Here is a 17,440-nt window from a genome sequence, read left to right on the forward strand (position 1 = left end):
CCGGCCGCTGACGCCGCCGTGTTCCGGCTCAGAGCACCAGCCGCCGGTAAAGGTGCCACGTCGCATGGCCCAGTACCGGCAGCGCTACGGCGAGTCCCACGCCCAGCAGCGCCATGCCGGCGAAGAGCAGCACGCCGACGATCACGCCCCAGCCCATCAGCACCACCGGATTGGCCCGGAAGGCCGCCAGCGAGGTCTGCACCGCCTGGCCGGGCGTCACGTCGCGGTCCAGCATCATCGGGAAGGACACCACGCTCACCGCCAGCACCCAGAGCGCGAAGCAGGCGCCCACGAGATTGCCAACCAGGATCAGCATCCAGCCCTGCCGCGTGTGGAAGATCTCGCTCATCATGCCGCCGAAGGCCAGCGGCGCCTCGGGGCCCATGAAGGCGTGGTAGAGCCAGCGGGCCACGCCGATCCAGACCACGAAGGTCGCGACCAGCGAGAGCCCGAGCAGGAAGATCCCCCAGATCGCCGGCGACCGCAGCACGCCGAACATGTCCCGCCAGGTCACGGCGAAGCCCAGCTCCCGCCGGCGGCTCAGCTCGTAGAGGCCGAGCGCCAGGATCGGCCCGACCAGCGCGAAGCCCGCCAGCAGCGGCCAGACCAGCGGCAGCAGCGCGTTCCCCGCCGCGGCCCGGCCGACCACGAAGCCGAAGACCGGATAGACGAGGCAGAGGAAGAAGAGCTGCGTCGGCGCCGCCAGGAAGTCGTTCCAGCCGCGCTTCAGCGAGAGCGCGAGGTCCCCCGCGTCGATGCGGTTGATCTGCGGATGCCCGGCGACGCGATCCGCCGCCCATGCCGTATGTGCCATTGTTCGTTTCCTCCGCGGCCCAGTGAGCCGAGGCCGCTCGCGGCGACAGGAGGATGGCCCCAAGGGGACTGAATCACGGGAAGCGCATCCACCCGATGCCGCCATCCTATGCCTGTCGGATGGATAACGGCACAGGAATCATCCCGTTTCGTTCCGGCGACGATCGCGCTAGGCTCGCCCCAACCCAAGGAGGACGTATCATGCTCGAACTCTCGCCAAGCCCCGTGCTCAGCATCCCCTCGATGCGCGACAAGGTGACGCCCGCCGAGTGGCAGGCGCGCGTGAACCTCGCCGCCTGCTACCGCCTCGTCGCCCTCTACGACATGAGCGACATGATGGCGAACCATATCTCCTGCCGCGTGCCGGGCGAGGAGGGCGCCTTCCTCATCAACGCCTATGGCATGGGCTACGACGAGATCACGGCCTCCTCGCTCATCAAGATCGACGTAAAGGGCAACATCCTGCTCAAGCCCGATTTCGGCGACCTGAATTACGGCGTGAACCGCGCGGGCTTCGTGATCCACGGCGCGATCCACGAGCACAGCCACGAGATCGACTGCGTGATCCACACGCACACCTGGCCCGGCATGGCCGTCTCCTCGCTGGAATGCGGCCTGCTGCCGATGAACCAGACGGCGATGCGCTTCCTGAAGATCGGCTACCACGAATACGAGGGCGTGGTGCTCGACATGTCGATGCAGGAGCGGCTGGTCCGCGACCTCGGCGAGAACAACGCGCTGATCCTGCGCAACCACGGCCTGCTGACGGTGGGCAAGACCATTGCCGAGGCCTTCAACGCCATGCACCGCCTCGAGCTGAGCTGCCGCGCGCAGCTGGCCGCGCTGGCCTGCAACGCGGCGATCCATCCGGTGCCGCAGAAGGTGCTGGACGAAACCTACATGAACTACCAGCCGCAGACCCGCCGCCCCTATGGCGTGATGGAATGGCCGGGCCTGCTGCGGAAGCTAGACCGGATCGATCCGAGCTTCCGGGATTGATCGTCGGGGCGTGAGCCCCGTCACGTCGAGGTGACGAGGCTCACTGCCAGCGCGGCGGCCACGCCGGACATGATGACGCCGCAGGTCCGGTCGAAGACGCGCAATGCGCCGTCGCGGCGGATGACGTCGCTGACGATGCGGCCGCCGAAGCCATAGGCGCAGAAGCCGAAGAACGAGACGACGACCACGCCGGCCATGAATTCGAACTCGGCCCGCGGCTCGCCGATGGTCTGGAAGATGGCGACCGGCAGGAAGAAGAGCTCCAGATAGGCCAGCGGGTTGAGCAGCATGACCGGCAGGACCCGGCAGGCGCAGGCCCATCGGGTCTCGCCGTGCTCCTCGCCGGTCACCGGCGGCTTGTATCGGGAGGCCGCCCGGAACGACTGGTAGGCGAAGTAGAGCATGACCGCGACGGCCATCCACGACAGGAGGCTCTGCAGGTCCGGATCCAGCTGCTTCACGACGTCCGAGACCAGATGGGCCGCGAGCATCATGGCGATGTTGACCATGCTGAACAGCAGGACCACGAGCCAGATGCGCCCGCGCAGCAGGCCTTCGCGCATGACGGTGAGATTGGTGGGACCGACCGACAGGATCGTGGCGACCCCGAGGGCGCAGCCCATCTGCAAGGCGGAAGCTGTGCCGATCATGGGCCGGCTCCCGCGTGTTCAGGGAAGAAAATCAATGGCATGGTAGCCTCCTGCAGGTCTGCTGGGACATGCAGGAATCCCCACCGCTCGGCCGGGAACGCGTCCTGTCCACCTTGCCAGCGGGAGTTGTCGTTTTTTGCGAATCCCCGGGAAGACCGGGAAGCTGACGGCGGCACGCCCGCCACGTGTGCCGTGCGGCAAGACTTCCGGCCCTGGACCCCCGGAACTACTCGCGCAGCACCACGACATCCCCCGGCTCGACGCCCGACCTGATCTCCACCCCTTCCGGCGTGGAGATCCCCAGCGTCACCGGCCGCGACACGATGCGCGCGCCCTCGCGCACCCGCACCACCCGCGTCCCGTCCTCGTCGCGCACCGCCTGCGGCGGCAGCACGACCGCGTCGTCGCGCTGGTGGGTGATGATGGACAGGCTCGCCGACATGCCGACCGCGAGCCGCGAGCGCTGCACCTCGGTGAGGTCGGTGATGGCGATGGAGACGGCGAAGCTCGGCATGCCCCGCCCCATCCCGCCCTGCTCGGAGCTGGCCTGCGCCGCCACCGAGGCCACGCGTCCGGTCAGCACCTCGCCCCCGAAGGCGTCGCCCGTGACGGTCACCGCCTGGCCCGGCCGCACCGAGTTCACGTCGATCTCGTCCACCTGGCCGCGCACCAGGAAGCTCGCGAGGTCGCCGAGGCTGAACATGGCCTGGCCGCGGCTGACGCGGCTGCCCACCTCGATCGTCGGCGCCCGCTGGCCGGCGCCCGGCTGGTCCGGCGGTGTGAGCACCACGCCCGAGACCGGCGCCAGCACCTCGGCATTGCGCAGGTCGGCCTCGACCTCCTGCAGCTTCGTCTCGGCATTGGCGAGCTCGAGCTCGGCGGTGCGCAGGTTCAGCTCGTCGCCGCGCGCGAGCGTGGCCGCGACGTCCTGCTGCGCGGCCTGGAGCTGCAGCTCCTGGTTCCGCTGCTGCTGCAGGAGGTTACGATGCTCCTCGGCGGGGATGATGCCGCGGCCGAGCAGCATGGCGCTCTGCGAGACGCGCGAGCGCAGGTTGGAAGTCTCCAGCTCCGCGCCGGCCAGCGTGCGGCGGGCGCGCGCCACCTCGAAGCCGTCCGCCCAGGTCTTCAGCTCGTCCACTTTCTGCCGCGCGCGGATCTCGGCGGCGCGGGCCTCGCGCAGCCGCGTCTCCACCTCGCCGCGGTCCATGCGCAGCAGCACGTCGCCGCGCGTCACGGCGCCGCCGTAGCGGAACAGCCGCTCGCGCACCGTGCCGTCGAAGGGCGCGACCACGCTGACATTGGCCCCGGGCTCCAGCACGCCCACCACGGCGATGCGGGCGCTGACCGGCTGCGCCGCGGCGGTGAGGGTGAGCACGCCGCCCGGCATCTCCTGCGAGAATCCCGGCCCGTTGCCCGAGGAGCGCCAGGTCCAGGCCGCGACGCCGAAGACCGCGAGGAAGGCGAGGGCGATCGCGCCCGTGCGCATCAGCGCGATGCGCCGGCTGGTGCGCGCCGCGCGCACCGCGGATTCCTCCAGCTTCAAATAGGCGTCCTGCAGCCGCTTGTACTGCTCGGCGATCTCGGCCTGCAGGCGCTCGGTCTCCGTCACGTCGGAGAACACCGCCGTGATCGCGGGCTTGCCCGCATCCGGCCCCTGCTGGACGCGCCAGAGCGTGGCCTCGACGGAGAGCCGCCGGTCGCCGGGGAAGGAGACGGCGCGCCGCTGGCCGCTCTCGCCATGCATGGGCGCCAGCACGGCGTCGATGAACTCGTCGGTCCCCTCGCGATGGTGCAGCACCACCGCGAGGCTCCGGCCGACCGCCTCCTGCGGGTCGATATCCAGCATGCGCGCGGCCGCCGGGTTCACGGTCATGATGCCGGCGCCGGGGCCGATGGTGAGCACGCCGTCGGCCATGGAATCCAGCGCCCGCCGATAATCGGCGGCCAGCGTCTCGTTCAGCCCGCGCAGCGTGGCCTCGCTCTCGGCGAGCTTCATGGTCGCCGCGCGCAACTCCGTCCCCTGGCGGCGCAGCTCGAGCTCGGCCGTCGTGCGCGCCGCCAGCCGCGCGAGCCCGTCGCGCTGCGCGGCGGTCAGCCGGCGCGGCACGCGATCCAGCACGCAGATCGTGCCCAGCGCCTCGCCCTGGTCGCTCCGCACCGGCATGCCGGCGTAGAAGCGCAGCGCCGGCTCGCCCTCGACCAGCGGGTGGTCCCTGAAGCGCGGATGGAGGGAGAGGTCCTCGATCTCGGTGAGCGCGTCGTGGGCGAGCGTCTCGCCGCAGAAAGCGTGCTCGCGCGGGCAGTTGAGTGCGCTGGCCTGCATGCCCTCGGCGCCGAGGATCCATTGCTGCGTGCTGTCGAGCAGGGCGACGTAGCCGATGGGTGCCTCGCAGACGATGGCGGCGAGGCGGGCCAGATCGTCGAAGGCGGGCGCCGCGGTGAGGCCCGAGGTGAAGCTGCCCAGATGGGTCATGGATACTCAGTCATTCAGCGAGATGCGCCACGTGTCGAGCGTGGTCCCCAGCACCTGGTCGAGCTGCGTGAGCGAATTGGAATAGGCGATGACGGCCGCGAGCTCCGCGCTCTCGGCCGATTGCAGGAAGCCCTGGAAGGAGACCACCTGGAAGTTGGAGGAGCGGCCGGCCTGGAGCTTCACCAGCTCGATCTCAAGCTGCATGCCCGCGAGCTCACGTGCGCGCTTGGCGAGCTCGGCCTGGCGGCGCAGCGCGTCGATGTTGCGCACGGTGTCCTCGACCTGCTGGCGCAGCCGGTCGCGCGCGGCGTCGCGCGCGATTTCGGCCTGGCGCAGCGCGACGGTCGCCTGCACCTCCGGCTGCTGGCGCGCGATCTGGCCGAGGGGGATGTTCAGGCGCAGCCCGATGTTGAAATCGTTCCGCGCGGAGCTCAGCTGCTCCAGCGTGCGGGCGATGTCGGCGGTCTGCGTGCCGCCGGCGGCCGATCCCGCGACCAGGGAGAGGTCCCAGAGGCGCTGGTTGCGCGCGACGTCGAGGTTGATGCGCGAGACCTCGATGCCAAGGATGCTCCGGAGGTAGTCGGGCTGGTTGTCGGCAGCCGTGTTCAGCGCGCGCTCCATGGGCACGCGCGCGGAATCCGCGGCCGGCCGCTCCACCGCCCAGATCTGCTGCGCCTGGTTCACCGCGAGGAGCGTGAGCAGGGCGAGGCGCGCCTGCTGCTGCGCGTTGCGCGCGCCGACGAGGGCCAGCTCCTGCTGCGCGATGCTTGTCTCGGCCTGGATCAGCTCGACCTGCGCGATGCGGCCGGCGGCGGCCAGCGCCACGTTCACGCTGGCGAGCTCGCGCGCGCGGCGCAGCGCCTCGTCGGAGATGCGCAGCTGCTCCTGCGCCTGCAGCAGCGCGCGATAGGCGAGGATGGTCTGGCTGATCTGGTCGATCACCAGCGATTTCAGCTGGAGCTGGCTGCCGATCTCCTGCAGCCGGGCGATGCGGGTCGGCGCCATGTTGTAGTCGATGCCCGCGCCCGCCAGCAGCGGCTGGATCACCTGGAAGGTGGCCTGGCCGATCGCGGCGGGACGCTGGTTGCGGATGTTGCTCTGCGAGCCCTGCCAGCCGAAGCTGAACTGCGCGCCCGTCGGCAGCAGGATGCTCGCCGTGGGGTTGAGCAGCGTGGTGGTGGTGGTGACGCCGCTCAGCCTCGTGCGGTTCACGCTGGCGCCGATGTTGTATTGCGGGTCGAAGCGGGCCTCGGCGACGCGCAGCGAGAAGCGGTCGGCCACGCGTTGGAGATACTGGCTGCGGATGGAGCGGTTGCTGCGGATCGCGAGGAAGACGGCCTCGGGCAGGGTCAGCGGCACGCTGCCCTCGGGCATGCTGCGCGTGGCGGCGGGGGCTGGGACGGGGCGCGAGGCCTGCGGCGCAGCGGTGCGGGGAGCGCGCTCGCGCGGCTGCGCAACGGCGCCGGGCGCGGCCAGAGCTGCCCCGATGGCTGCCGCCAGCAGGCAGGACGCGCTCCAGCCTCCCATGCTTTTGTCTCCGGAATTCGACAATCCTCACTATCTCACCCTCGGGGACGGCACCGCAAGCTGCCCTAAGCCCTTGTCCCATCGACAGTTCCGATCCGTGGCATCGGCGCATGCCCTCGACCGGCGCGGGGGTTCGTGGTTTCCTGCACCCATGGCGTGTCTCGCGGGGCGATGGGGCTGGCTGGCCGGGGCGGCGCTTCTGGCGCTGGCTGGCTGCGCGCCGCCGCGTGTCCTGGGCGAGCCCGTCCGCGGCGCCAGCTACGTGCCGGTGGAAGCGGCGCTGCCGCCGCTGCCCGCGGTGATGGAGCTGACCGGCGACCCCCCGATCGCGCTGCCCGACCCCACGACCTTCACTCCGATCGCAACGCCTCGATGGGATCCAGCCGCGCGGCCATGACGGCCGGGTAGAAGCCGAAGAAGACGCCGACGGCCAGCGAGACGCCGGCGCCCAGCGGCGCCGCCATGGGCGAGAAGCTCACCTGCCAGCCGGACATCCAGGCGAAGCCGAAGCCGCCGAGGAAGCCCAGCGCCACGCCGAGGACCGCGCCCAGCACCGAGAGGATCAGCGCCTCAGAGAGGAAGAGCCGCCGCACGTCGCGCCGGCGCGCGCCGATGGCGAGGCGGATGCCGATCTCGCGCTTCCGCTCGGAGACCGACATCAGCATGATGTTCATGACGCCGACGCCGCCCAGCACGAGGGCGATGCTGCCGACCGCGCCCAGCAGCAGCGCCACCAGCCGGACCTGGCTGTTCATGCCGGCAATGAGCTGGCGGGCCGACATCACGTTCAGCGTGGAATCGCGCAGCCCGGGGCCGAGATGCTGCTGAAGCTGCGTCGTGGCGATCTCGGGATCGGCCTCGGGGGCCAGCCGCGCCACGGCCATGGAGAGCTGCGGGATCGCCATCACGCGCCGCGCATTGGGCAGGGAGAGGAAGAGCGTGCCGTTGATGTCCACCGGCAGCATGGGGTTCATCAGCACCGGCTCGACGATGCCGATCACCGTGAAGACGTAGCGCCCGACGCGGAGCTGCGAGCCCACGCGGATCGGCGAGAAGGGCTGCGAGAGCTGCTGCGCGAGGTCGGAGCCCAGCACCGTGTGCAGCTCGAAGCGGTCGAAGGCGGAGAGGAAGCGGCCCTGCGCCATGGGCAGGCGGGCCACGTCGTCGAAGCTGTCGGTCACGCCGAGGAAGCCGGCGTTGCGGTTCTGCCCCTCGAAGGCGACGGGACCGCCGCCGATCATGAAGGGCGCGATCTCGCGCACGGTCGGCACCATGGTGGGGACGGATTCGATGTCGCCGAGCCGGAAGTTGCCGAGGCCGTTGGGGCTGTCGGCGCGCAGGATGAGGGTGTCGGTGCCCATCTGGCGGAACTGGCGCACGGTCTCCTGCCGGGCCATGGCGCCGGCATGCAGCATGGAGATGACCGCGCCGGCGCCGACGACGATGCCGAGCAGCGCGAGCAGGCTGCGCTGCCAGGCGGCCATCAGGTTGCCCGCGGCCTCCATCAGGGTCTGGCGGATCATGCCGCCTCCGATCGCCGGAACGCGACCGCACGAAAGCGTGAATCGGCAGGCCGATGCTCCTCCGATGGCCGGAGCGCGGATGTGCGGAGGCGTGAATCGGTGGCGTTCACGCCGCATGCGCCTTGGGCAGGGGCGCGTGGGTCTGGTCGGCGAGGTGGCCCTGGGTCAGGACGAGGCGCCTGCGGCAGCGTGCGGCCACGCCAGGATCATGCGTAATGATGAGCACCAGCACGCCCATCTCGCGGTTCACCTCCTCGAAGAGGCTCATGATCTCGCGGCTGACGACCGGGTCCAGCGCGCCGGTGGGCTCGTCGGCGAGCAGGACGGCGGGGTCGCCCACCAGGGCGCGGGCGATCGCCACGCGCTGCTTCTGGCCGCCGGAGAGCATGTTGGGCATGTGCGTGAGATGCTGGCCGAGGCCGACGCGCGTCAGCATGTGCTCCGCGCGCTTCCGGGCCTCGCTTTCCGGCGTGCCCCGGTACATCAGCGGCAGGGCCACGTTCCGCCAGGCATTGAGCCGCGGCATCAGGAAGAAGGACTGGAAGACGAAGCCGATCATCCTGTTGCGCATCGCCGACTGCTGGTCGACGCCGGCCGCCAGCACGTCCTCGCCGCGGATGCGGTAGGTGCCGGCGGTGGGTTTGTCGAGCAGGCCCACGATGTTCATGAAGGTCGTCTTGCCCGAGCCCGAGCCGCCCATGATGGAGACCAGCTCGCCCGCTGCGAGATCCAGGTCCAGGTCGTGCAGCACGGTCCGCTCGGTGGGGCCGATCCTGAAGCTTCTCTTGATCCCGCGCAGCTCGAGCATGGGGTGAAGCTAGGGCTGCGTGCGGAGCCGCGTCAAAGCATCCGCAGGACGGCCTCGGCCGCGGCCTCGCTGGGCAGGCCCTTTGCCGGATGGAGCCGGGCGAGGGCGCGGGCGAAGCCCTCGCGCTGGCGGGCCACGGCCGCGTCGTCCTCGATCAGCGGCCGGAGCGCGGCGGTGAGGCCGTCCGGCTCGCATTTCTCCAGCAGGAGCTCGGGGACCACCAGCTCGTCGGCCAGCAGGTTCACGAGGCTCGCGTACTTCACCCGGAACAGCCGCCGGATGATGGCGTTGGAGACGGGGTTGAAGGTGTAGCCGATGACGTGCGGCAGGCCCGCGACCGCCGCCTCCAGCGAGGAGGTGCCGGATTTGATCAGCCCGGCGCGGGCGGCGGCGAAGGCGTCGGCCTTCTCGCCGGGCGCGCGCACGGTCCGGATCGGGCGGCCCCAGGCGGATTCCTGCTGGCGGACGATCTCCTCCACCGTGCCGGCGAGGCCGATGACGGGCAGGATGTCCTCGGGCAGGCGGCGCACGGTCTCGGCGAAGGGGGGCAGCATGCGCGAGACCTCGCCGCGGCGGCTGCCGGGCATGACGACGAGGGAGCGGCCGGACCAGGGAACGCGCGAGGCGTCGCCATGCGCGGCCTCGCTCTCCAGGATGGGATGGCCGACGAAGTCGACGGGGATGCCGGCCGCCTCGAAGATGGGCGCCTCGAAGGGCAGCAGCGCGAGGATGCGGTCCACGCGCTTCGCGATCTTCTTCACGCGCCCCGGGCGCCAGGCCCAGACCTGCGGGGCGACGTAGTGGAGGATCGGGATGCCCAGGGGCTTCACCCGTGCGGCGAGGCGCAGCGTGAAGCCGGGACTGTCGATGGTGACGATGAGGCGCGGGCGGCGGGCGGTGATGTCGGCCACCGCCTCGTCCATGCGCTGCGAGAGGCGGCGCAGGCTGGGCAGCACCTCCATGATCCCCATCAGCGCGAGCTGCCGGATGTCGAAGAGCGAGCGAAAGCCCTGCTCGGCCATGCGCTCGCCGCCGAGGCCGGCGAATTCCAGCGTGGCGTCGCGGGCGCGGAGCGCGGCGATCAGCCGGGCGCCCAGGATGTCGCCCGAGGCCTCGCCGGCGGCGATGTAGATGAGCGTCACGCGAAGGCGGCCGGCGGGCTGCGCGGTGCGGGCACGGAAGGCCAGTCGCGGTGGTTGCGCACGGCGCCGTCGGCGCGCACGGCCTCGAGCCGTGCGGGGTCGAGCGTGGCGAAGAGCAGGCCGGGCGTGTCGTAGGCGAGCTCGGCGATGACGCCGTCAGCGGAAAAACCGCGGTCCACCGGGCCGTAGACGCCGGCTGCGCCGTGGTTCTCATCCAGCGCCACCGAGCCCTCGAAGCCCCCCAGCGTGGGCGCGACGGCCACGAAGCACTGGTTCTCCATCGCGCGGGCCTGGGCGCCGATACGGACCCGGTTGAAGCCATGGTCGGTGTCCGTGCAGGTGGGGACCAGGATCAGCCAGGCACCGGCCTCGACCTGCGCGCGCACCAGGTCAGGGAATTCGGCGTCGTAGCAGACGGCGATGCCGATCGTGCCCCAGGGCGTCTCGAAGACCTTGGGCGGGGCGCCGGAAGAGACGCCCCAATGCTCGGTCTCGAAGCGCGTCATGCGGCACTTCTCCTGCATCGCCATGCGTCCGTCCGGCGCGATGAGTGGCGCGCGGTTCACGACGGAATCGCCCTCGCGCATGGGCAGCGTGCCGGGCTGGAGCCAGACGCCATGCCGTATCGCGGCCCCGCGCATGGCGGCGAGGATATCATCCGCCACGGCCACCATCGCCCGCAGCTCCGTCGCCGCGTCCGGCGCGTCGCGGCCGGCCAGCGCGGCCCCCAGCTCGACGCAGGCATACTCGGGCATGAGGACGAGATCGGCCCCGCCCGCCTTCGCCGCGCCCACCCAATGGTCCAGCTTCGCGGCATAGGCGGCGACATCGGCCGTCGGCTCCACCGGCCAGGCCAGCACGGCCAGCGTCAGCGGGGTCAAAGCGCCTTGATCCAGAAGGAGAGCGCGTGCGGCGTCTCGCTGGTATCGCCGACCTCGCGCCAGTTGAACACGCAGGAGAGCTCCGGATGGTGCGTGTAGCCGCGCTTTGTCCAGAAGCCATCGAGCGGCGTGTAGTCGGCGGGTCTGCGGGGATCGTTGCCGTTGCGGACCACGGCGCAGAAGGTGGCGAAGGGCAGCTCCAGGCTGCGCGCATGTGCCTCGCGCGCGGCGAAAAAGGCGACGCCGGCGCCCTGGCCACGATAGGCCTTCAGCAGCACGGATTCCCCGAAGTAGCAGTGGTCGGCCGGGTTGCGGCCCGCCGCCTCGAAGGCCGTGCGCACGGGGCCGTGCGTCGCCGTCATGGGCTGGGCGGTGGCGGCGCCGACGATGGTGTCGCCGTCCCATGCGAGGATGATCGCGGAGGCCTCGTCCTCGGTGTAGTGGCGCAGGTAGCGCGCCTCGTCCTCGGCCTCGCCGCGGTAGAGGTAGGGCCATTCGGCGAAGACCACGGTGCGCAGATGCGCGAGCGCGGGCACATGCGCCAGCGCGGCCTCCCCGGTGACGGTCTCGATATCGAGGCTCATGGGCGCAGGCTCATGCGTGCGCGGCCTCGAGGAAGGCGCGCAGCCCGTCCTCCACCACGCGGGGATCCAGGTCGCGGAGGATGAAGACGAGGCGGCTGGAGCGGTCGTCGCCCTCCGGCCAGGATTCCAGCAGCTGCGGCGGGTGGAAGCTGTGCTGCACACCGTGCATCACCACCGGGCCGGGCTGGTCCTTCAGGTTCAGGATGGCCTTCATGCGCAGCACGTGCTGGCCCTGGGTGACGGCGAGCATCTCCAGGTAGGAGGCCAGCCCCTCCCAGGGCAGCGGCTCCGTGAAGCGCAGGCAGGTCGCGCGGATGCGCGCGTCGTGCCGGTTCACGTCGTGGTGGTGATGGTGGTGGTGATGCCCCGCGGCCTCGATCCAGCCGTCGATGTCCGGAAGCTTGCCGTCCGCGGAGAAGGGGCCGGCATCGACCAGCGCGGCGGCGTCGATCTCGCCCGCCACCGCGGTCAGGACGGGCGCGATGGGATTGATCGCCGAGAGCCGGTCGCGCAGCGCCGCCACGTCCTTGGGCGCGGCGAGGTCGGTCTTGGTCAGCACGATCCGGTCCGCCACGGCCGCCTGGCGCAGCGCCTCGGGCTGGGCGTCCAGCGTGGCCATGCCGTTGACGGCGTCGACCAGCGTCACCACGCCGTCCAGCCGGTACTGCCGCAGCAGCCAGGGGTCGGACATCAGCGTCTGCAGGATCGGCGCGGGGTCGGCGAGGCCCGTGGTCTCGACCACCACGCGGCTGATATCTTGGGGCCGATCGGCAAGGTCCCGCAGCGCGCGGGACAGATCGCCGCGGATGGTGCAGCAGAGGCAGCCCGCGGCCAGCAGCACGGCGTCCTCGTCCAGCCGCTCCACCAGCAGGTGGTCCAGCCCGATCTCGCCGAACTCGTTGATGAGTACGGCCGTCTGCGCCATTGCCGGCTGCTTCAGCAGCCGGTTCAGCAGGGTGGTCTTGCCGGCTCCGAGGAAGCCGGTCAGCAGCGTGACGGCGATCTGGCTCATGCGCCGTAGAGGCTTTCCGGGCTGACCAGCGGCGCCGTCAGCTCCACCAGCCCGTCTTCGCGCGGCGCGAGGAAGAAGCAGCTCCGCCGGCCCGTATGGCAGGCGACGCCCTTCTGGTCGACCAGCAGCAGCAGCGTGTCGCCGTCGCAGTCCACCCGCAGGTCCACGACCGTCTGGATCTGGCCCGAGCTCTCGCCCTTGCGCCACAGCCCGCCGCGGCTGCGGCTGTAGTAGCAGGCGCGCCCGGTCTCCATCGTTTCGGTCAGCGACTCAGCACTCATCCAAGCCATCATCAGCACCTCGCCCGTGTCGTGCTGCTGGGCGATGGCCGGGACGAGCCCCTTCGCGTCGAAATGCACGGCCGCCAGCACGGCGGCGCGCGCCTCGGCTGACGTAACGGGGACAGGGGAGGGGGTGTCTGGCATGGCGAGACACTATATGGGGTTCTATGATGCCCGGTGAGAACCCCATGGATCTGGAAGCGACGCTCGACCGCGCGGCCGAGCAATGCGCCGCGCGCGGCGCACAGCTCACGCCCCTGCGGCGCAAGGTGATGCGCCTGGTGCTGGAGGCCGGCCAGCCCGTCGGCGCCTATGCGCTGCTCGACAAGCTGCGCGACGACCGCGGCCCCGCCGCGCCGCCGACCGTGTACCGTGCGCTGGACTTCCTGCTGGAGCAGGGGCTGGTCCACAAGCTGGAGCGGCTCAACGCCTTCACGCCCTGCATCGAGGCCGGCCACGACCACGGCACGCACGGGCACCCGCACCAGTTCCTCATCTGCAAGACCTGCGGCACGACCATCGAACTGACCGACCACGCCGTCGCCCATGCGCTGGAGCACGCCGCGGAAAAGGCCGGCTTCACGCCGCAGAAGATGACGGTCGAGATCGAAGGGACCTGCGCGCGCTGCTCTTGAGAGGGGCGCTGCCCCTCTCATACTCACCCCGCCAGGGGCCATTGAGCCCCTGGACCCCGGGACAAAGCGGGACTTAGATACCCTCAACAAACACGGGGAGGGTATAATGTCTCAAGGACATGTCTTCGCGGGAGTCGTGAAATGGCCGGGCGGCGGCGCCATGACCGCCCCGCCGGGCAGCCTCGGCGGGGTCTTCCGCCTCGGCGTCGGCAGCGACCAGTGGGAGCACATGACCCAGGGCCTGCCCGACGAGTGCCACGTGCCCTGCCTCACCGTCGACCCGCATGATTCCGCCCGCATCTACGCCGGCACCCAGGAAGGCCCCTACGTCAGCACTGATTCCGGCTCCACCTGGCGCCGGCTCGACTTCCCGCACCGCGACCTCCAGGTCTGGTCCATCGCCGTGCATCCGAAGGACCCGCAGAAGCTCTACGTCGGCACCTCCCCGCTCGGCCTTTTCACCAGCGAGGACGGCGGCGGCACCTGGCGCCGCTCCGCCAGCGCCGCCATGCCCGATCACATGGAGATGGGCAGCTTCGTCAACCGCGTGATGCGCATGGCCTTCAACCCCGCGAAGCCGGACGAGATGTATGCGGCCCTGGAAGTCCGCGGCGTCATGCGCAGCACCGACGGCGGCGCGAGCTGGCAGGATTGCAGCGACCACCTCGTCCGTCTCTCCGAGCAGCCGCACCTCAAGAGCGCCATCCTCACCAAAAGCACCTCGGAGGGCATGCTGGACGTGCACGCCGTCGCGATCAGCGCCGCCGAGCCGGAAAAGCCCTTTCTCGCGCTGCGCATGGGGCTCTTCCACAGCGACGACCACGGCGGGCACTGGCAGGACCTGGAGATGCGCAAGCGCACGCCGATCTTCTACGGCCGCGACATCCGCGTCAGCCCGCACGACCCGAACATGCTCTACGCGACCATGTCGACCGCGGCGAACGGCGAGACCGGCACCGTCTGGCGCAGCCCCGACCTCGGGCGCAGCTGGGCGCGCTTCGACACGCCGACACAGGCGCGCAGCACGATGATGGCCGTGGTGCCCTCGCCGCGCAGCGCCGATGTCGTCTATGCCGCTGCGCGCAAGGGCCAGGTCTTCGGCACGCTCGACGGCGGCGCCATCTGGCAGGACGTCCCGCTGCCGGCGGGCTGCCAGGGCGTCATGGCGCTGGCGGTGAGCTGACATGCTCTCCCGCCGCGCCGCGCTGACCGGCGCCGCGCTGCTGCCGGCCGCCGCCGCACCGGCCCAGGACCCCTGGCCCTCCCGGCCCGTGCGCTGGGTCGTGCCCTTTCCGCCGGGCGGCGGCATCGACGTGGTCGGCCGCCTCATCGCCGCGCGGCTGGGCGAGAGCCTGGGCCGGCCCTTCGTCGTCGAGAACATCGTCGGCGGCTCGGGCGTGGTCGGCTCCTCCGCGGTGGCCCGGGCCGAGCCGGACGGCTACAGCCTGCTCCTGTCCACCTCCTCCAGCGCGGTGGTGAACCCCACCGTCATGCGCAACCTGCCCTACGACCCCGTCGCGGCCTTCACGCCCGTCTCGCTGGTGGCGGTCATGCCCATGCTGATCGTGGCCAATCCGCAGGTGCCGGCCCGAAACATCGGCGAGCTCATCGCGCTGCTGAAGGCCAATCCCGGGCGCTACCACTACGGCTCCTCGGGCCCGCGCACCGCGCCGCATCTGGCCGCCGAGCTCTTCCGCCTGCAGGCGGGCGTGCAGATCGAGCACGTCGCCTATCGCGGCACTGGCCCGGCGGCGCAGGCGCTGCTGAGCGGCGAGATCGCGCTGCTCGTGGACAGCATCGCGGCGCAGCGCGGCTATATGCAGGCGGGGCGCTCGCGGCCGATGGCGGTGCTCGGCCGCACCCGCTCGCCCCTGCTGCCCGATGTGCCGACGCTCGCCGAGAGCGGGCTGCCCGATTACGACTTCTCCTTCTGGGCCGGGCTGTTCGGACCGGCGGGGCTGCCGCCCGCCATCGCCGAGCGCCAGGCGGCGGCCATCGGCGCGGCCGTGCGCGAGCCGGCGCTGGCCGCCCGGCTGGCGGATCTCGGCGTCGAGCCGAAGGCCTCCTCGCCGGCGGAGCTGGCGCGCTTCTTCCGGCAGGAACTGGACGCGACGCGTGCCATCGTGGAGCGGACCGGCATCGAGCTGGAGTAGGGCAGGGCGCCGCCTGTCAGGTCCAGGTGACGGTCCCGCGCATCGTGCAGGCCGGGCCCAGGACGCCGAGGGGCAGCGCCGGCTGGGTGTTCCAGCTCGCGCGACGGACGGTGCGCCCCCGCTCCGTGGAATAGAACATCGACACGGTGGCGCCGCTGCGGCAGGGCCGGCTTTCCGGTGCAGGATTGCCGCGTCGGGTGTCTGGCCGGCGGGCCGCCTCGCGGCTCGTTGCACGGCCGGGGTGCTGCTGGCCGCGCGCCTGTGCGGACACCGCATGGGACGGCGTTGCCGAGGACCGGGCCTCGGCGCCACCGGCACCGAGGAGGCCGAACGCGATCAGGGCGGTGGCCAGAAGGCTGGAACGTGGCATCGCGTTCTCCTCGGTGCGGGATCGGGCGGCACGGGCCGCTCGTCATGCCCCGGAGGATGCGGCGCCGGCCGCCCGACGCGCCATTGAACGCGCGTCTGTCGGGGGCATACCTTCGTGTAGGAGGGGCCATCCGGCCTGTAGCCGAATGAAGCCCGGGACAGCGCAGGATGCGCGCGGCCGATCGTTCGGGAGGCGCTTGTTCCGGCCGGGATCCCGCAGGACGCGCCTGGAGGCGGCAGCTTCGATGCAGCCGCCTCCCTCGCCGTCAGGCGCCCGTCACGCGCCAGATCACGTCGCCCACGTCGTCTGCCATCAGCAGCGAGCCGTCCGGCCCCAGCGTCACGCCGACCGGCCGCCCGTAGGAGACCTTCTCGTCCGGCGCCAGGAAGCCTGTCAGGATGTCGCGCGCCGGGCCGGAGGGGCGGCCGTTCTCGAAGGGAATGAAGGCGAGCTTGTAGCCGCTGAGCTTGCTCCGGTTCCACGATCCGTGCTGGCCGATCGCCATGCCCTCCGGAAATCCCGGGAGCGTCCCGGCGGGCACCCAGCACAGGCCGAGCGACGCGGTATGGCCGCCGAGCGCGTAGTCCGGCGTGAGCGCCTTCGCGACCATCTCCGGATCCTGTGGCACGCGGTCATCCACCACCCGGTCCCAGTAGCAATAGGGCCAGCCGTAGAAGGCGCCGTCGCGGACGGAGGTGAGATAGTCGGGCGGCGTCTCGTCGCCGAGGCCGTCCCGCTCGTTCACCACGGTCCAGAGCACGCCCGTCTGCGGCTCCCAGGCCAGCCCGACCGCGTTGCGCAGCCCACCCGCGAAGATGCGGTTGGCCCCCGTTTCCAGGTCGAGCTCCCAGACGGCGGCACGGCCTTCCTCCGTCTCCATGCCCTCGTCGGCGATGTTGGTGAGCGAGCCGACACCGGCATAGAGCTTCCTGCCGTCCGGGCTGGGCAGCAGGCTGCGCGTCCAGTGGCCGCCGGGCTTGAAGTCGACGATCTTGCGGCCCGGCGCGGTGATGCGGTCCGCGCCCGGCTCGTAGGGGAAGACGACGACGCCGTCGGTGTTGCCGACATAGAATTTGTCGCCGAGCAGGGCCATGCCGAAGGGCTGGTTCAGCCCCTCCATGAACACGTCCTGCACCTCGGCGACGCCATCCCCGTCGCGGTCGCGCAGCAGGGTGATGCGGTTCGCGCTTTCGCCGACGGCGCGGGCCCGGCGCATGGTGCTGACCATCGCGTAGTCGAAGGCGTTGCGCATGACCGCGCGCGGAACGCTGTTCGCCTCGGAGACCAGCACGTCGCCATTGGGCATCGTGTAGATCCAGCGGGGATGCTTCAGGCCGCGCGCGAAGGCGTTGACCTTGAGGCCGGGCGCGGCGACAGGCGTCTGCCCCTCGCTCCAGCCCTGGGCCGTGGGCATCTTGAGCGTCGGGATCGCGCCCTGCGGCTTGGCCTCGGGAATGACGGGGGCGCCGCCCCAGGCCGGCGTCGGGTCGCCGTCCCGCAGGTGCCGCAGGCGCAGTGCGGTGCCGCCGACCAGCGCGACAAAGCGCGCGAAGAGGCTTGAAAAGCTCAAGGTGTCTTCTCCGTCAGCA

Annotated in this window: 18 protein-coding genes; 5 read left to right on the forward strand and 13 right to left on the reverse strand. The window is 71.2% G+C overall.

Features of this window, described 5'->3' with window-relative positions:
* Nucleotides 1–28: 28 nt before the first annotated feature.
* Complete coding sequence (locus AC1ROY_RS13735) at nucleotides 29–814, reverse strand: DUF2189 domain-containing protein (RefSeq protein WP_493149390.1); 786 nt, start codon at nucleotides 812–814, stop codon at nucleotides 29–31.
* A 200-nt stretch (nucleotides 815–1,014) separates the two neighbouring features.
* Between AC1ROY_RS13735 and AC1ROY_RS13740 the strand changes: the two genes are divergently transcribed.
* Nucleotides 1,015–1,812: a class II aldolase/adducin family protein gene (locus AC1ROY_RS13740; protein ID WP_493149391.1), complete on the forward strand. Its 798-nt coding sequence runs from the start codon at nucleotides 1,015–1,017 to the stop codon at nucleotides 1,810–1,812.
* A 20-nt stretch (nucleotides 1,813–1,832) separates the two neighbouring features.
* On the opposite strand, the gene AC1ROY_RS13745 is transcribed toward AC1ROY_RS13740, so the two are convergent.
* The 3 genes from AC1ROY_RS13745 to AC1ROY_RS13755 all read right to left on the reverse strand — a co-directional run bounded on the left by AC1ROY_RS13745 (nucleotide 1,833) and on the right by AC1ROY_RS13755 (nucleotide 6,462).
* Nucleotides 1,833–2,462 (reverse strand): LysE/ArgO family amino acid transporter, encoded by a 630-nt coding sequence (locus AC1ROY_RS13745; RefSeq protein WP_493149392.1) that lies wholly within the window; start codon nucleotides 2,460–2,462, stop codon nucleotides 1,833–1,835.
* Nucleotides 2,463–2,688: 226 nt separating this feature from the next.
* Complete coding sequence (locus AC1ROY_RS13750) at nucleotides 2,689–4,935, reverse strand: GAF domain-containing protein (RefSeq protein WP_493149393.1); 2,247 nt, start codon at nucleotides 4,933–4,935, stop codon at nucleotides 2,689–2,691.
* 6 nt (nucleotides 4,936–4,941) lie between these two features.
* Entirely contained in the window at nucleotides 4,942–6,462 is a 1,521-nt protein-coding gene (locus tag AC1ROY_RS13755) for a TolC family protein (protein ID WP_493149394.1), read from the reverse strand.
* A 151-nt stretch (nucleotides 6,463–6,613) separates the two neighbouring features.
* Between AC1ROY_RS13755 and AC1ROY_RS13760 the strand changes: the two genes are divergently transcribed.
* Complete coding sequence (locus AC1ROY_RS13760; protein WP_493149395.1) at nucleotides 6,614–6,859, forward strand: hypothetical protein; 246 nt, start codon at nucleotides 6,614–6,616, stop codon at nucleotides 6,857–6,859.
* Here AC1ROY_RS13760 and AC1ROY_RS13765 read toward each other — a convergent pair.
* The 7 genes from AC1ROY_RS13765 to hisI all read right to left on the reverse strand — a co-directional run bounded on the left by AC1ROY_RS13765 (nucleotide 6,813) and on the right by hisI (nucleotide 12,837).
* Nucleotides 6,813–7,985, reverse strand: coding sequence for an ABC transporter permease (locus AC1ROY_RS13765; RefSeq protein WP_493149396.1), 1,173 nt, complete (start codon nucleotides 7,983–7,985; stop codon nucleotides 6,813–6,815). The genes AC1ROY_RS13760 and AC1ROY_RS13765 overlap by 47 nt on opposite strands.
* 106 nt (nucleotides 7,986–8,091) lie before the next feature.
* Complete coding sequence (locus AC1ROY_RS13770; protein WP_493149397.1) at nucleotides 8,092–8,793, reverse strand: ABC transporter ATP-binding protein; 702 nt, start codon at nucleotides 8,791–8,793, stop codon at nucleotides 8,092–8,094.
* A 32-nt stretch (nucleotides 8,794–8,825) separates the two neighbouring features.
* Nucleotides 8,826–9,935, reverse strand: coding sequence for a lipid-A-disaccharide synthase (lpxB, locus tag AC1ROY_RS13775; RefSeq protein WP_493149398.1), 1,110 nt, complete (start codon nucleotides 9,933–9,935; stop codon nucleotides 8,826–8,828).
* Nucleotides 9,932–10,816, reverse strand: a complete 885-nt coding sequence (locus AC1ROY_RS13780; protein ID WP_493149399.1) for a carbon-nitrogen hydrolase family protein — start codon at nucleotides 10,814–10,816, stop codon at nucleotides 9,932–9,934. Before AC1ROY_RS13780 ends, lpxB begins: the two co-directional genes overlap by 4 nt.
* On the reverse strand, nucleotides 10,813–11,400 hold the full coding sequence (locus AC1ROY_RS13785) for a GNAT family N-acetyltransferase (protein ID WP_493149400.1): 588 nt from the start codon (nucleotides 11,398–11,400) through the stop codon (nucleotides 10,813–10,815). Before AC1ROY_RS13785 ends, AC1ROY_RS13780 begins: the two co-directional genes overlap by 4 nt.
* 10 nt (nucleotides 11,401–11,410) lie before the next feature.
* Nucleotides 11,411–12,412, reverse strand: a complete 1,002-nt coding sequence (locus AC1ROY_RS13790; protein ID WP_493149401.1) for a CobW family GTP-binding protein — start codon at nucleotides 12,410–12,412, stop codon at nucleotides 11,411–11,413.
* Complete coding sequence (gene hisI / locus AC1ROY_RS13795; RefSeq protein ID WP_493149402.1) at nucleotides 12,409–12,837, reverse strand: phosphoribosyl-AMP cyclohydrolase; 429 nt, start codon at nucleotides 12,835–12,837, stop codon at nucleotides 12,409–12,411. Before hisI ends, AC1ROY_RS13790 begins: the two co-directional genes overlap by 4 nt.
* Nucleotides 12,838–12,881: 44 nt before the next feature.
* Here hisI and AC1ROY_RS13800 point away from each other — a divergent pair, with 44 nt between their 5' ends.
* From AC1ROY_RS13800 to AC1ROY_RS13810, 3 genes are all read left to right on the forward strand, one after another.
* Nucleotides 12,882–13,328, forward strand: coding sequence for a Fur family transcriptional regulator (locus tag AC1ROY_RS13800; protein ID WP_493149403.1), 447 nt, complete (start codon nucleotides 12,882–12,884; stop codon nucleotides 13,326–13,328).
* Nucleotides 13,329–13,434: 106 nt separating this feature from the next.
* The gene (locus tag AC1ROY_RS13805; RefSeq protein WP_493149404.1) at nucleotides 13,435–14,511 is read left to right on the forward strand and encodes a WD40/YVTN/BNR-like repeat-containing protein; all 1,077 of its coding nucleotides are present in this window, start codon (nucleotides 13,435–13,437) and stop codon (nucleotides 14,509–14,511) included.
* Between the two features lies 1 nt (nucleotide 14,512).
* Nucleotides 14,513–15,481 (forward strand): Bug family tripartite tricarboxylate transporter substrate binding protein, encoded by a 969-nt coding sequence (locus AC1ROY_RS13810; RefSeq protein ID WP_493149405.1) that lies wholly within the window; start codon nucleotides 14,513–14,515, stop codon nucleotides 15,479–15,481.
* Between the two features lie 16 nt (nucleotides 15,482–15,497).
* On the opposite strand, the gene AC1ROY_RS13815 is transcribed toward AC1ROY_RS13810, so the two are convergent.
* Together AC1ROY_RS13815 and AC1ROY_RS13820 are read right to left on the reverse strand one after the other, a co-directional pair.
* Nucleotides 15,498–15,851 (reverse strand): hypothetical protein, encoded by a 354-nt coding sequence (locus tag AC1ROY_RS13815; protein ID WP_493149406.1) that lies wholly within the window; start codon nucleotides 15,849–15,851, stop codon nucleotides 15,498–15,500.
* A 265-nt stretch (nucleotides 15,852–16,116) separates the two neighbouring features.
* Complete coding sequence (locus tag AC1ROY_RS13820; RefSeq protein ID WP_493149407.1) at nucleotides 16,117–17,421, reverse strand: PQQ-dependent sugar dehydrogenase; 1,305 nt, start codon at nucleotides 17,419–17,421, stop codon at nucleotides 16,117–16,119.
* Between the last annotated feature and the right edge of the window lie 19 nt (nucleotides 17,422–17,440).

This window comes from Roseococcus sp. GW821-FHT12F05 (assembly GCF_058806835.1).

Coding starts and splice junctions, on each gene's coding strand:
- AC1ROY_RS13735 (WP_493149390.1), bottom strand. CDS start 814: ATGGCACATACGGCATGGGCGGCGGATCGCGTCGCCGGGCATCCGCAG.
- AC1ROY_RS13740 (WP_493149391.1), top strand. CDS start 1,015: ATGCTCGAACTCTCGCCAAGCCCCGTGCTCAGCATCCCCTCGATGCGC.
- AC1ROY_RS13745 (WP_493149392.1), bottom strand. CDS start 2,462: ATGATCGGCACAGCTTCCGCCTTGCAGATGGGCTGCGCCCTCGGGGTC.
- AC1ROY_RS13750 (WP_493149393.1), bottom strand. CDS start 4,935: ATGACCCATCTGGGCAGCTTCACCTCGGGCCTCACCGCGGCGCCCGCC.
- AC1ROY_RS13755 (WP_493149394.1), bottom strand. CDS start 6,462: ATGGGAGGCTGGAGCGCGTCCTGCCTGCTGGCGGCAGCCATCGGGGCA.
- AC1ROY_RS13760 (WP_493149395.1), top strand. CDS start 6,614: ATGGCGTGTCTCGCGGGGCGATGGGGCTGGCTGGCCGGGGCGGCGCTT.
- AC1ROY_RS13765 (WP_493149396.1), bottom strand. CDS start 7,985: ATGATCCGCCAGACCCTGATGGAGGCCGCGGGCAACCTGATGGCCGCC.
- AC1ROY_RS13770 (WP_493149397.1), bottom strand. CDS start 8,793: ATGCTCGAGCTGCGCGGGATCAAGAGAAGCTTCAGGATCGGCCCCACC.
- AC1ROY_RS13785 (WP_493149400.1), bottom strand. CDS start 11,400: ATGAGCCTCGATATCGAGACCGTCACCGGGGAGGCCGCGCTGGCGCAT.
- AC1ROY_RS13790 (WP_493149401.1), bottom strand. CDS start 12,412: ATGAGCCAGATCGCCGTCACGCTGCTGACCGGCTTCCTCGGAGCCGGC.
- hisI (WP_493149402.1), bottom strand. CDS start 12,837: ATGCCAGACACCCCCTCCCCTGTCCCCGTTACGTCAGCCGAGGCGCGC.
- AC1ROY_RS13800 (WP_493149403.1), top strand. CDS start 12,882: ATGGATCTGGAAGCGACGCTCGACCGCGCGGCCGAGCAATGCGCCGCG.
- AC1ROY_RS13805 (WP_493149404.1), top strand. CDS start 13,435: ATGTCTCAAGGACATGTCTTCGCGGGAGTCGTGAAATGGCCGGGCGGC.
- AC1ROY_RS13810 (WP_493149405.1), top strand. CDS start 14,513: ATGCTCTCCCGCCGCGCCGCGCTGACCGGCGCCGCGCTGCTGCCGGCC.
- AC1ROY_RS13815 (WP_493149406.1), bottom strand. CDS start 15,851: ATGCCACGTTCCAGCCTTCTGGCCACCGCCCTGATCGCGTTCGGCCTC.